Origin of the sequence: Draconibacterium halophilum, assembly GCF_010448835.1 — a bacterium.
In the GTDB taxonomy this organism is placed as follows: Bacteria; Bacteroidota; Bacteroidia; order Bacteroidales; family Prolixibacteraceae; genus Draconibacterium; species Draconibacterium halophilum.
In genome coordinates, this window is sequence record NZ_CP048409.1 from 988,709 (window position 1) to 1,001,810 (window position 13,102).

Genomic DNA, 13,102 nt, shown 5'->3' on the forward strand with positions numbered 1-13,102 from the left:
AAAAGACTCTGGAAATTGTGGATATTGCTGGCGACATAAAAAGAACATTTAAAGAAGGATCGGTATTAACCCGGCTCATCTATATAAATATTGGTGTTTTTCTTTTGCTGAAAATTATTGCAGTATTCTTTTACCTGAGCGGACAAGCATTTCCGGTGTATCAGTGGTTGTCAGTACCTTCGGTAACCGAAGTTTTAGCAAAACAGCCATGGACCCCAATAACCTACATGTTTTTACACCAGGGTTTTATCCATCTCCTGTTTAATATGCTTGGGCTGTATTGGTTTGGACAGCTGTTTCTTTATCATTTCGAGGGGGACAAGATGTTGGGTGTTTACCTGATGGGAGGTCTTTGGGGGGCGTTTTTGTACGTCATAGCTTACAATGTATTTCCGGCATTTGATTCAATGTATGGTCTGTTGCTGGGAGCTTCGGCATCGATTATTGCAATTTTAGTAGCCGTTGCTTTTTACGATCCTAACCGCGAGATTCATCTGTTTTTTATCGGGCGTTTCCCATTAAAATATGTAGCTGCGTTTTACGTGCTATTATCGATAATTGGCATTTCGTCTACTAACCCCGGAGGAAATATTGCACATTTAGGAGGTGCTTTCTGGGGGTGGTTTTACATTTATCAATTGCGAAAAGGAAAAGATATGGGTGCTGGGTTAGTTGACTTAGTAAATCAAGCAGGCGAGTTTTTTGAGGGTCTTTTTAAGCATAAAAGCAAAATGAAAGTTACTTACCGAAAACCGCCGCGCGATGATTACGAGTACAACCGTCAGAAACATAAGCAGCAAGACGAGATCAACCGTATTCTGGATAAAATTGCAAAATCGGGTTACGATAGTCTATCCAAGCAGGAAAAAGAACTGCTCTTTAAACAAGGGAAAAAATAGTACAAGTCTTCATCGCTCATCATTCAACTTTTATCGTAGTCATCCTGATAGGTATGCGCCTGGTAAATACTGGCATTCAACTCAAAGCCAATCAGTAAAATCAAGGACATTACATACATTAAAAGCATTACTGCCAGTAATGTCCCAATTGATCCGTATAAAATATTGTACTGGCTAAAGTTATTTAGATAATAGCTCATCCCTATAAACCCAATAATACTTAAAATGGTTGCCAGTGTTCCACCGGCAGAAATAAAACGCCACTTTGTTTTTTTTGCCGGTGCCATATAATAGAGAAACGAAAAAGTAAAAAAGAAAATGGTAGTAGTAATAACCCACTTACCAACAGTTAACAGGTTTACCAAAAATCTATCTCGGATAATGTCAATTCGGTCAAGGTAGTTGATTAATACTTGTCCGCCGGTTAACATAGCAATAGCTACACCAAGAAGAAGTGTAAAAATAATGAGCAGAAAAACAGCTACAAAGTATTGGCTTCGCCAGGTTCGACGATTGATATTGTGCACAGTGGCATCAAAAGCACTCATCATAGAAACAATGCCGTTGGTGGCGAAAATAAGCGCTATAAAAAAATTTATCGACATAACATCGCGACGGGGATCCACTAAAACAATTTCAGTAATGGTTTCCTCTACCACAGGCCAAATCTTGTCGGGTACTAACTCGTGGATGATCACGAAAAGTTCATTTTCGAAACCACTTGAAGGAATAAGGGTAAACAGAAATATAATACCCGGGAACAAAGCAATAAAAAAAGAAAATGCGATTCCCGATGCACGTGTTGTTATCGATCCGTCGACAATACTTCTCCAAAAAAACAATAAAACATCATACAGTGGTACTCCATCAAAAAGAGGCAGTGAGATATTTTTGGCGTGTTCAACAGCTTTTTCGCCCAGCTTTTTTAGTCGCTCAAAAGAGATCTTATCCGTTGCCATACCGGCCATTATTGTTGTTCAATTCGCAGTTGGTGAATGTATTGTTTCCCACTGTTTTGTTTAAGTAAAAAGTAAACCCTGAAATTGCCTTTTTCTGTTTTTAATTTTCCGATAACATATTGAGCATTCTCTTTTCCACTGTCGTGAATAATACTAAAAGCATTTTCGGCTACCGGTGGAAATTTACTGAAAAAATTGGTTACAATTTGTTGGGCCTGGGCTTTGCTGTATACATTGTCGTTATCAAGTACTACCAGTTCAACGTTTTGGTTAAAATAAGAGGAAAGTACTTTTGCATTTCCGGTTGCCAAACCAACATTTATTTCGTTCGGAACCTTTTTATCCTGTGGTGTATTACCTGCCACTGCCAGAAAGCTGCAGAATACCAGGATAACCGAAATTATCGTTTTAAAATTCTTCATCATATTTTAATTCCGTATTTGTGTTGCATAATAAGCAAAAACTATGCAAAAACACTTTTATACGCTTATTTTTACTGTAAATTTATAAAATTAAAAATCAATTGGGCGATTGCAGTAAAAACATAATTTTATTTAATTCGCCTTCAGAGGGTTATGAGTTTCCACGTTTTTGTTATTCAGGAATTAAAAAAGAAGTTGATAACAGTGTAGGCGCTTTACATACCTCATGAACAGACGATCTTAATTATGAAGATAACATTACTGGTTATTGGTAAAACTGATGCGGCCTATTTACGCGATGGGATGAACGAATATTTAAAGCGACTGAAACATTACATCAGTTTCGATGTAGAAGTAATTCCCGACATTAAAAAAGGGAAAAATACCAATCCGGAAATGCAAAAAAATAAGGAAGGCGAAATTATTCTATCAAAACTGGCTCCGGGCAAAGAGTTACATTTGTTTGATGAGAAGGGAAAAATGTTTTCGTCGGTTGAGTTTTCGCGGTTTCTTGAGAAGAAAATGATTAGTGGACCAAAAGAACTGGTGTTTGTGGTGGGCGGTCCTTATGGTTTCTCGGATGAAGTGTATAAACGAGCCAGTTCAAAAATTTCACTGTCGCGATTAACATTTTCGCATCAAATGGTGCGATTGTTGTGTGTTGAGCAGGTCTACAGGGCAATGACAATTTTAAAAGGCGAACCGTATCATCATGAATAATCGATGTTAGTTAAACTAAATAAATATACTTACCTCATTGTGGCCATTGGGATTATAGTTGTGGCAGCTATTCTCGAAAATGGTTTGCTTAGAAGAAATCCGGAGACTAAACTAATTAACGATTTCCAAACACAGCTACTGGCAAACGAAACAAAACTGCATGATAAACTGGCAGAAATTAAAGAAGTGCTGGCTGATGATGAATTGGACGAAGATATAAGCGAATTTTTTAGCCGGGATCAAACACTTATTCGTGAAACCGGATTTGGCGCGATGGTTTTTAAAAACAAAGAATTGTTTTTTTGGTCTGACCGTGGTATAACGTTTTTCAACCGATTGGAAGAAATAACTCAAACCAGTGGCCTGGCAAAATTGCCAAACGGTTATTACCTGGTAGATACAATTAATGTAGACGAGTATACAGCGGCTGTATATCATTTAATAAAGCGCAACTATACCTACGAAAACAAATACCTGCAAAATAATTTTTTTAAAAATTACAAGCTCCCCAACGACTATATTATACGAACAGAAAAATCCAAACACGGCTATGATATTGTTGACCTGAAAGGCGATTACCTGTTTACTCTTTTACCCCACGGAAATTATTTGTGTACCACCAATCAGTTGTATTTTCCCGGGGCCATATATTTCATCGGGCTTATTTTACTGTTATTTTATTTCCGAAAAGAATTTGTAGACAACGACGCTCCGTTCTTTCTGAAACTGGTTTCGCTGGGAGTGGCATTGTTTGTGGTGTATTGGATTCACCTCATTTTCCAGGTGCCCAAGGTATTTTTTCATCTGAAATTTTTTAGCCCTGATTATTTTGCCATAAACGACTGGTTGCCATCACTGGGCGATTATTTTCTACTGGCGATATTTTTCCTTTTCTGGATATACAATTTCGCCATCGACCTGAATATCTCCGATTTGCAAAAGAACTCGGGTTTACGGCGAAAGGGAGTAATTATTCTACTTCTGATTTTTAATGCCAGTTTATATTTGCTTATCGATAATTTAATTAAGGAGCTCATTTATAATTCAACCGTTTCATTTGCGCTGAACAAGATTATCGATATCACGCCTCAAAGTGTTTTGGGGATTTTTGCAGTAAGTTTATTATTATTGGGCGTTGTATTTTTTACTATCAGGGTAAACGAAAAAACGCTAAAAAGTTTTAAACTCTATCAGCTGGTTATATTAACGCTGGCTATTAGTTTATTCTTTGCCGGAGTGCAATACATTGCCGTACAAAATGTATCTATTTACGCACTGTTGCTCTTTATTAGTTGCGTTATACTTTCTTCGCTCATAACCCGTCACTATCTTCAAACCTTTACCTTAAGTTATCTGATTATTTATGTGGCGGTAGTTTCAGTTTATTCATTGGTTGTTATTAATCGTACTATCAGCAAAAAAGATAAAGAGCAACAGAAACTGTTTGCGGTGACACTTGTTGCCGAACGCGATCCGGCAGCCGAAGTTTTTATGACCGAGATACAACAGCAGATTACAAAAGATTCGGATATACCGGAGCTGTTACTTCAAAACAGGGATGACGATGCCATTGAGCACATCAGGCAATTGTATTTCAATTCCTATTTCAGAAAGTACCTGCTAAATATTCTGGTGTGTCGCGAGGGAAGTAATTTGATTATTCCTCCTGATAATTATGAAGTTTCGTGCATGCCCTACCTAAATGACAAAATAGAATCGGAAGGAATACAAATCCCTGGTACTAACTTTTATTTTATGGATAATATGAACGGAAGGATTTCATACACCGGCCGTTTACACTATCCCTTGGTTGATGGAGGAGAAGGGATAACTATTTATATTGATCTGGATTCTGATTTATTGTTCGAAGGAATTGGTTTCCCCGAGTTGCTGATCGATAAATCGATGGCTCGGTCAAATAGTTACCGCAAATACAATTATGCCAAATATTATGCGGGAGAATTACGAGATAAATATGGCGATTACAACTACAATTACAACGGGCATGTATACCTGAAATCGGATGATGAATTTTCGTTTCTTCGTCAGGGAAAATACGAACATTTGGTTTATCGTACCAGCCAGCAGAATTATGTGGTTGTTTCCAGGGAGTTGCTAACACCTATCGATTATCTGATTTCTTTCCCGTATTTGTTTGTATTCTATTTTCTTACCCTGCTGGTTGTTTTAATGATTGCTAATCGCTCCATTCGGGGACGAAGGGTATTTTTCGATCTGAAATTTAAGATTCAGGCAGCGATTATTTCCATTGTTTTTGTTTCGCTAATGGTTGTTGCCGGTGTCACCCTGTATTACAATGTAAAAGAGTATCGGCAAAAACACCAAGACGACCTGAATGAAAAAATGAAATCGATTGCTGAAGAAATTGACATGCGCCTGACCGATAAAAGTGAGATTACTCCGGAACTGGAAGATTGGCTGCGCGAGGAGCTGGCAAAACTCTCAAATATTTTCAGAACAGATATCAATATTTATGGTACTGACGGGCACCTTATCGCTTCATCTCGTTTCGAGATCTTTGAGCGTGGTTTGGTATCATCGCGAATTAATGCCCGTGCCAATTACGAGGTGTATCAGAACTATTCCATCAGCTATTTTCAGCCCGAGAATATTGGCAAATTGTCGTACCTGTCGGCTTACCGGCCAATTATAAATAATGATGGGAATTATTTGGGAGTGATTAATTTACCCTATTTTATCAGGCAGGATAATTACAGCCAGGAAATATCCACATTTATTGTAGCCTTTATAAATTTGTATGTGCTACTGTTTTTAGCCAGTATTATTGCCGCAGTTTTTATTGCAAACCAAATTACCCGGCCCTTGGTTGTTATTCAGGAAAACCTGCGAAAAATGCAGTTGGGTAAACGTAACGAACCTATTCAGTATAATAAGAAAGACGAAATTGGAAGTTTAGTAAGAGAATACAATAAAAAGGTTGATGAGCTGGCGGTAAGTGCAGATTTACTCGCACGCTCGGAAAGAGAATCGGCATGGCGTGAAATGGCCAAACAAATTGCACACGAGATAAAAAATCCACTGACACCAATGAAACTGAACATACAGTATTTGCAGCGTGCCAAAGGAAAAAACGAAGAGTACAATGAATTTGTAGATCGGGTAACATCAACATTAATAGAGCAGATCGATAACTTATCGAATATTGCTACCGAGTTCTCGAACTTTGCAAAAATACCAACTGCCCGCAACCAGGTATTTTGTTTGGCCGAGCAGCTAAAAAAGTCGATCGATCTTTACGAAACACATGACGAAATTGACATTAAATTTGACTCGAACGGTTATGAAGATCTTGAAGTGAATGCCGACAGAGAACAGTTGTCGCGGGCCATTATAAACCTGATTCGAAATGCCATTCAGGCAATTCCCGAAGATCGAAAGGGAGTGATAAAACTTAAACTCGACCGGCGCCAGCACATGGCATTAATTTCGGTTGAAGACAACGGCGCCGGTATTGATGCCGAGTTGCGCGATAAATTGTTTAGCCCCAGTTTTACTACTAAAACCAGAGGAATGGGATTGGGCCTATCAATTGTAAAAAATATTGTTGAAAATTTTGCCGGGAGAATATGGTTTGAAACCAAGATGGGGAAAGGGACAACGTTCTATCTGGAAATTCCGGTACATCAGGAAACCAATAATAAATAAAACAGAGATAAAACATGGTTACTTTATTATTTAAAGAAATAACTGAACGACTGAAAATAATTGAATTCCCCAAGATTGATGTCGTAATTGGTATTGGGACCGGAGGTGTTCCGGCAGCAACAATGGTGGCTTATCATTTGGATGCCGAGCTTTTAGTAATGACACTGAATTACCGCGACGAGCAAAATAACCCGCGCTACAACGAACCCAAAGTGCTTGAAAAAGCCAACTGGAACCTGGACGGGAAACGAATTTTGTTGGTCGACGATGTGTCGGTATCGGGAAAAACCATGGAGGCGGCTCTCTTGCAACTCAAAGGTTTAAATGTTAAAACCTGCGCCATGAAAGGAACAGCAGATTATGTGCTGTTTCCCGAAATTAAAGATTGTGTAAAGTGGCCCTGGAAACCTTAATGGGGTTGAAATAAAAATTGAAAATGAAGTATTCAACGTATTTTATTGTGTGCTGTTTGGTTGGGCTGGTGGCGTGTGCAACTCCAACATCAAAACAAGATTACCTCAATCGGTTTGAAGGTTTTGTTGAGCGGGTAGAGGATAATCATAAAAAGTACAGCCGAAAAGACTGGGAATGGGCTGATGAGAAATTTGAAAAGTACAATTCGGAATGGTATCTCGAATTTAGCGACGATTTTACGCTTGAAGATCAGATAAAAATAAAAGGACTGATAATAAAATATCACGCACTAAAAAATAAGGAAAGCGTGGGCGATATGCTTCGTGATCTTTTTAAAGATGATGCAAATAAAATTGGCGACAAGGTAGAGAAATATATTGATGAGGATTTTGACGAAGATCTGGATAAAATTATTGATGGTGCTACAGAAATCGGCGACTCAGCAGTAAAAGTAATAGAGGATGCTGTTCGGGTACTGGATGAGTCTTTTTAATTTTGGTGAAATTTTATTCAACGTATCGATTCATTAATTTTTTAGGAACCGATAAAAACAATGAAATATTGGCATAAGGCGCCCCTGAAACTTTCGATGTTATCAGGTAATCTGTATCCGGTTTTAACAGGGTGCTTCCCAACTTAAAATTCGATTCAGTAACATTAAAATTAATGTTGTTTGAATAGCCAAATTTAGCCTCAAATCCCACCCATTTATGAATTTTGACCAGGACCCCAACAGTTGCATCAATTGTAGATTGACGTAGCTGAATACTTTCCATTTCATTAAGTACTGTATCATCGACGCGCACGGTGTAACTGGTTCCCGATATTTCGGCGTCGCATAAAAGGTACAATTTTTTGTTTATTTGTTTCCAAGCTTTAAAGCCTTGTGGCAGAAGTATATCAAGACCAATGCCATTGGCAAAACGTTTGGAGTAGTTAATTACCGGGTAAATCGCCGGATCGCCAAATGTATAGCCAAAATAAGCACCAAAAGCATAATAGGTGTTTCTGTTTTTGCGCGTGGCATAACCAACGGCGAGAGAGGATTTTAGTAAGTCGCCAACCGAAAAATATTTATGGTCATGAATGTGAAAATCTCCCGCCAAACTCCAACTGGTTTGCATTATAATTGAATGATTGTCGCGCAGATGAAACAAACCTTTCATATCAACACCCAAACGGCGCAGATTGCGATCGTTTAGTCCAACATACATAGGGTAGTCGCCGGGTTTAATGTCTTCAAAATAAAACTGCTCGTTTACATAGCGAAATCCGCCGGTTAGTTTTACACGCTGTTTATTCAAAATCGGAAATTTTAGACGCGCGGTTACTGTTCTGTTTCCGGTAATTTCGGCCGATCCGTTGCCAATTTGTGGTAGTTCCGATGTTGATGAAATATTATATTGAAAGGGACCTTCCATTTTCAGGTAAAGAAAACGGGTGGGCAAATTGCTTTCAAAATAGGGTGTCCAGTCTTCGCGCGAGAGGGTGTCCTGCGCAAACCCTGTTATTGAAACAAGAATTAATATGAGTCCTAAAAAATATTTCACAAGCCTATTAACGTACAATTGGTTTAATTATTTTCTTAATACTGTGGCTCCCAGGTTTTTTCTACCATTATTTTGTATTATATGCCAGCCGCGTTTTTCAAGCTCTATAGCAATGTTTCGGTTTATAAAACCATGTGTTACCAATATTGCCTGTTTGTTTTGCTCAGCCTTTCTTTCAATAAAAGAACTAACGTTGTCTACCCGGTCGCGGGCTTCCTGAAACGATTCTGTTCCAGGTCTTTTAAGCCCCATCAGCCACATTGTTCTCGATAGGGAAGTCCATACTTTATAGGGCAGGAACAAGGGGAGCCAAACCATGTGCATTTCAAATTCGTTGAGGTCTTTTAACGATACGATGGTTGCCGAATCGCCAAAAAGTTTTAAGCCGGTTGCGATTGAACGCGACAAGCCACTAACATAAATGGTGTCGGTAATACGCTCCGGAATTTTGCTTAATACCGTGTCAGGATTGAATTGACGGATTGGGGCAGTGTCGTATGCATCGCGCATTGCGGAGGCCGTTTTTGCTCCCATCCAGCCGTGGCGATCCAGTTTCACTGCTGCGTGCCGAATCAAAATCACTTCTTGTGCCAAGCTCTGTTGCCCGCCTAAAATGATTACCAGAAAAAATATGAGTTGGGTAAGTGTCTTCAAAACAAAAAGCTAAAGTTAAATTGAACTAACGTTTCTTCGCTGCTTTTGTTTAAGGTGGCAGTTACAATGGCCATCTTAAATGGCGAAAGCCAAATTCCCCCGCCGTAGCCGTTGTGCCAGTCATCGGATTTCTCTCCATCGAGCCAAACACGGCCAATATCGTCGAATAAAATAACACCAAGTTCGCCGGTTAACAGGTAATTTTTAAAATCGATGACTTTAAAACGTATCTCGGAGTTGAGATAAGCACTTGCATCGCCATAAAAACGAGTTTTTCTGTAACCGCGCAGGTTTGTTTTTCCATCTAAAATGGCAGCGTCGTGAAAAAAGTAATCGCCAACTATTTTTTCGCCACCAGCTCTGAACGCAAAAACCGTTCGCGGATATTTATTAAAACTCAACAAGGTAGCAGCCGAGCCGCCTATCTTGGTAAAATCGGGTTCTCTGCCCTGTATATTCAGGTATCGATTGGCCGAAGCATCTACAACAAAACCACGTGTTGGTCTAAAATCTTTATTCAGTTTTTGATAGCTGTAATACCCTCCCACAACAGCATAATGGATTTGTGCAAGATTTGCGGCACTCAGTCCGTTTTTATCAAAATTGGTAATAAATTTATTTTCTTCATCCTTGGTATCGTTGAGTTTCCATTGCACCCTTACTCCTATTTTGTGCTCGTTTGTCGGATGATCTTTGTGTTCGTCTTCTTCGTCGTAACGTACCCAAACCGATTCGCCAAACCTTTTCTGAACGGACAGCTGAGCAATAATGTGTCGTTGTTTTACCTTATAATAGTCGTTGTCGAAACCACTGTTGGTGTATGATGAGTTGTTCCCGAAACCAAAAAAGTTGGTTGTGTAGTTCTCGGTACTTGCGTCAACGCCAAATAGGGCATCGAATCCATTGTTGGTGGAAAGTGATTCGTATTGTGCTTTTAAAATAAGAGATGAATTTACAAGCGAATAATCACCCAAAATTGAGGTTCTGTTATCGCGCCGAAATTTTTGTTTGTACCACGACCGGCCATAACCCAGATAAATCCCATCGTCGGCGTTGTAACCTCCACTGGCCAATGGCATTCCTACATCGCGTTTAAAATATTTTCGGTCGTAATCGTGAATGATTTTATTGTCGGTGAGTTTGGCATTTGTTCTTCCGTTTCCTTTAATTTCAGTACTTTTTTTCAGGTCGTAAACCAGAGTTTTGGTTTTTATTCCGCTTACTTTTGAGTTGTTCACAACCACATCTTTATCCTGCCCTCCAATTATTCTGATTATCGGACCTTTGTTTACTTGCCCGCTAATTTCAAATCGGTCTTCTTCATCCAATCCGTAACATACAATTTCACGTGTTTCGCTTGTTTTTATTGTACGCTCATAAATGAGTTTTCCTTTGCTTTCGTCCTTTTTTATATGGTGAACAGTAATTGTTGTTTCTTCGTCATTTTCCCGCTTAATCTCGAACAGATCTTTTCGGTCGGTTCCCGGAATATTTATTCTTTTTGCCTGGTAAAGGTAGAGCTCGTGCGCCATTTCTTCCATGTACTTTTTACGCTCTAGCAGAATTTTTGCGGTAGAATCGGCAACCAGCGGCTGTACTTCTTTGGGGAAAGTTGCCATTGCTTTGTTAATGGCTTCCGGCGTCATTCGCTTCATTAGCTCGGTGTTCGCTTCTTGCCAGTCTTCCCACTCCATTTGATTGAGAAAAGTACGGTCGAAATAGCGGGCATTAAAACCCAGCCCGATTACATAATTTGTGCGCGGCTGAAAATTCTGAAGCTTTGGAAGCATAAAAGGCATCGCTGCAATTCCGGGTATAATTCCCTGGTTTACAAAAAACGTTTGATCGCGGTCTCGTGGAATGGGTTTATAAATGGTTTTACTGCCTTCTTCAAACGAAGCCCAGCGCCATTGGTCGTCGTGCCGATCCCAGTCGTTTATAAAAATGTCGAGTAAGCGGGCGCGCAGAACAGCGTGTTGATCCACCTGATGATCTTCACTTTCTGTGATTTTTTCAATCACATCGTCTGTTCCAATAATGTCTTCCGAGTAACCAAAACTTTCCAGATCGCTTCTGTCTTTTGCCGGTCGTTCTTCAAGTAGAAACAATCCGCTGCGCATGTCATCCTGGTATTGTTCAAGAAGAGGATCTTGTGGCACATAAACCACCTCGGGGTTGGTGTGAAAAACGCCGGCATATTCAGCTAAAACGGCTGCCGGCATTGCAGAATAAGGATTCGATGCGGAAATCTGATCTTGTACAATATCTTTGGCAAATGTAGGCTTCATTTCTTTTGGGAGTGCACCTTCAGCAAATTTCTCCAGCGAGCGCAGAACGTACTGATGGCCTTCATCTGTTTCCATACGAAGCGATTTGGTTTGTTGGCCACCTCCCCGTTTTAATACGGTAAGTCCCCCTTTTTCTTTTGTGATATCGAAAATACGGGCCTCAACCGGTGTTTCCCAAACTTCGCGGTAGTTGGCGCCCATCCATTTTTCGTAGCTTTTTGTAGCCTGATATTGGTGGCTCGCGTATGTGGTGTGTGTTGAATCTTCAAAAAGTTCTTGTCGTTTATCAATTAAATTTTCCGGTGTTTCTGTAGTTTGGTTGTACAACAGCCGACTGAAAACCGGCTCTTTTGTGCCGTTTTTAACAGTAAAAAAGTTGAGTGTTACATCGCCGTTTTCGTAAACATCAACACGTGAGATGCCGGCACTACTGCTTGCAAATTCTGCTTTATTGGTGTTTGCGAAAGATTGCTTCACCAACGATCCGCTGATCACCTGGTGAATGTTGTCTGTTTTAATATACTGCAGACTGTTCTCCAGCGCCGATGCATAAATTACATTTGGAAAACGATGTAAAACAGCATGCAATTGTTGGCGTAGGTTTCTGTAATTGGGGTGAACCAGATCGTTTTTTCCGCCCAACGTATTTTTAAAAATGGCATACGGAAATCCCAGAATACTTGTTGCTGTTGAGAAGTGGCTGCCATGGGGCCCACTGATTCAATTGGGTGGTAGCCAACTACAATAACTGTTTTATTCTCGTTAAGGCGCAGTGCATCCTGTAGCCAGATAAAAACATCCTCGTCTTTTTCAATGCCGCATTTCCCGTAGCGGGTGTCAAGTGCCGTGAGCCACCAGTATGTATCTATAAGAATTACAGTTAATTGATCGCTTAGCTGCACTTCTGTTGGTCCGGGACACCCCCAATCGTTGGTATAAACTTCATTATCCGGGAAATAATTACGAATGGCTTTGCGTACCTTTTTTGTCTGTTTTTTACCGTTGTTCCATTCCTTAATTCCGTTGGTAAAAAGTAAGGGCGTATTTTCATTTTCTATTTGTGGATAGAAATGAAACTCCAGCTCATCATCACTAGTGGTGTAGTCGGAGTAATTGCCCAAATAAACAAAAGCATGAGCTTGGGGGATGTTTGTTAACTCATCAATAAATTCATTGAATTCAGCATCGTCATCAGGGGCTGTATTTCCGGCTAAAAATACACTGTAATTTATGTTGCTTTGAGCAAAGGCAGGGGAATAGCAGCCTGCAAAAAATGCAAAAAAAACAAAGCTAATTTTAATCAGGTTTTTAATCATCACAACAAGGTCGTTTGTGCGTTGTAATACACATTTGTCATTTAATCGTTGGCGTTATTGATTTATCTTCTTCGCTAAAAAATAGATTAAAAAATTAAAGTTCTGTGTATTTTGTTGTTTTCTTTGATTCAAAAGTAGTTATTTTTAACTTCAGTAAAATTAATAAGAGTTACTGTTTACTAGTTGACAGATT

At 39.5% G+C, this 13,102-nt stretch carries 11 protein-coding genes; 5 read left to right on the top strand and 6 right to left on the bottom strand.

The features are described 5' to 3' along the window. Nucleotides 1-17 precede the first annotated feature (17 nt). On the top strand, nt 18-899 hold the full coding sequence (locus G0Q07_RS03965) for a rhomboid family protein (protein ID WP_203532670.1): 882 nt from the start codon (nt 18-20) through the stop codon (nt 897-899). A 23-nt stretch (nt 900-922) separates the two neighbouring features. Here the strand turns inward: G0Q07_RS03965 and G0Q07_RS03970 are convergent, their stop codons facing one another. Together G0Q07_RS03970 and G0Q07_RS03975 are read right to left on the bottom strand one after the other, a co-directional pair. After that, nucleotides 923-1,858: a YihY/virulence factor BrkB family protein gene (locus G0Q07_RS03970; RefSeq protein WP_163344870.1), complete on the bottom strand. Its 936-nt coding sequence runs from the start codon at nt 1,856-1,858 to the stop codon at nt 923-925. An 8-nt stretch (nt 1,859-1,866) separates the two neighbouring features. Further along, nucleotides 1,867-2,283: a DUF4783 domain-containing protein gene (locus G0Q07_RS03975; RefSeq protein ID WP_163344871.1), complete on the bottom strand. Its 417-nt coding sequence runs from the start codon at nt 2,281-2,283 to the stop codon at nt 1,867-1,869. Between the two features lie 243 nt (nt 2,284-2,526). On the opposite strand from G0Q07_RS03975, the gene rlmH reads away from it, so the two are divergent. From rlmH to G0Q07_RS03995, 4 genes are read left to right on the top strand one after another with little or no spacing between them, the layout of a single operon-like run. Further along, nucleotides 2,527-3,000 (top strand): 23S rRNA (pseudouridine(1915)-N(3))-methyltransferase RlmH, encoded by a 474-nt coding sequence (rlmH, locus tag G0Q07_RS03980; protein ID WP_163344872.1) that lies wholly within the window; start codon nt 2,527-2,529, stop codon nt 2,998-3,000. A gap of 3 nt (nt 3,001-3,003) precedes the next feature. Next, nucleotides 3,004-6,687 carry a sensor histidine kinase gene (locus tag G0Q07_RS03985; protein ID WP_163344873.1) on the top strand — a complete coding sequence of 1,228 codons (3,684 nt, stop codon included), beginning with the start codon at nt 3,004-3,006 and terminating at the stop codon, nt 6,685-6,687. Nucleotides 6,688-6,701: 14 nt separating this feature from the next. Then, entirely contained in the window at nt 6,702-7,100 is a 399-nt protein-coding gene (locus G0Q07_RS03990) for a phosphoribosyltransferase (RefSeq protein WP_163344874.1), read from the top strand. Nucleotides 7,101-7,123: 23 nt separating this feature from the next. After that, a complete protein-coding gene (locus G0Q07_RS03995) occupies nt 7,124-7,594 on the top strand; it encodes a DUF6565 domain-containing protein (protein ID WP_163344875.1) in 471 nt (156 codons plus the stop codon). A gap of 13 nt (nt 7,595-7,607) precedes the next feature. Here G0Q07_RS03995 and G0Q07_RS04000 read toward each other — a convergent pair whose 3' ends face one another. Genes G0Q07_RS04000 through G0Q07_RS04015 form a run of 4 tightly spaced genes read right to left on the bottom strand, consistent with a single transcriptional unit; the run spans nt 7,608 to nt 12,912 of the window. Then, the gene (locus G0Q07_RS04000) at nt 7,608-8,651 is read right to left on the bottom strand and encodes a DUF6268 family outer membrane beta-barrel protein (protein WP_163344876.1); all 1,044 of its coding nucleotides are present in this window, start codon (nt 8,649-8,651) and stop codon (nt 7,608-7,610) included. A gap of 27 nt (nt 8,652-8,678) precedes the next feature. Beyond that, nucleotides 8,679-9,305, bottom strand: coding sequence for a phosphoglycerate mutase family protein (locus G0Q07_RS04005; RefSeq protein WP_163344877.1), 627 nt, complete (start codon nt 9,303-9,305; stop codon nt 8,679-8,681). Next, nucleotides 9,302-12,235, bottom strand: a complete 2,934-nt coding sequence (locus tag G0Q07_RS04010) for a BamA/TamA family outer membrane protein (RefSeq protein WP_163344878.1) — start codon at nt 12,233-12,235, stop codon at nt 9,302-9,304. Before G0Q07_RS04010 ends, G0Q07_RS04005 begins: the two co-directional genes overlap by 4 nt. Beyond that, nucleotides 12,148-12,912: a hypothetical protein gene (locus G0Q07_RS04015; RefSeq protein WP_163344879.1), complete on the bottom strand. Its 765-nt coding sequence runs from the start codon at nt 12,910-12,912 to the stop codon at nt 12,148-12,150. The genes G0Q07_RS04010 and G0Q07_RS04015 overlap by 88 nt, the downstream gene beginning before the upstream one ends. Nucleotides 12,913-13,102 lie beyond the last annotated feature (190 nt).

Excerpts from the sequence above, each read along its gene's own strand:
- G0Q07_RS03990 (WP_163344874.1), top strand. The coding sequence starts at position 6,702 with ATGGTTACTTTATTATTTAAAGAAATAACTGAACGACTGAAAATAATT.
- rlmH (WP_163344872.1), top strand. The coding sequence starts at position 2,527 with ATGAAGATAACATTACTGGTTATTGGTAAAACTGATGCGGCCTATTTA.
- G0Q07_RS03975 (WP_163344871.1), bottom strand. The coding sequence starts at position 2,283 with ATGATGAAGAATTTTAAAACGATAATTTCGGTTATCCTGGTATTCTGC.
- G0Q07_RS03985 (WP_163344873.1), top strand. The coding sequence starts at position 3,004 with ATGTTAGTTAAACTAAATAAATATACTTACCTCATTGTGGCCATTGGG.
- G0Q07_RS03995 (WP_163344875.1), top strand. The coding sequence starts at position 7,124 with ATGAAGTATTCAACGTATTTTATTGTGTGCTGTTTGGTTGGGCTGGTG.
- G0Q07_RS03970 (WP_163344870.1), bottom strand. The coding sequence starts at position 1,858 with ATGGCAACGGATAAGATCTCTTTTGAGCGACTAAAAAAGCTGGGCGAA.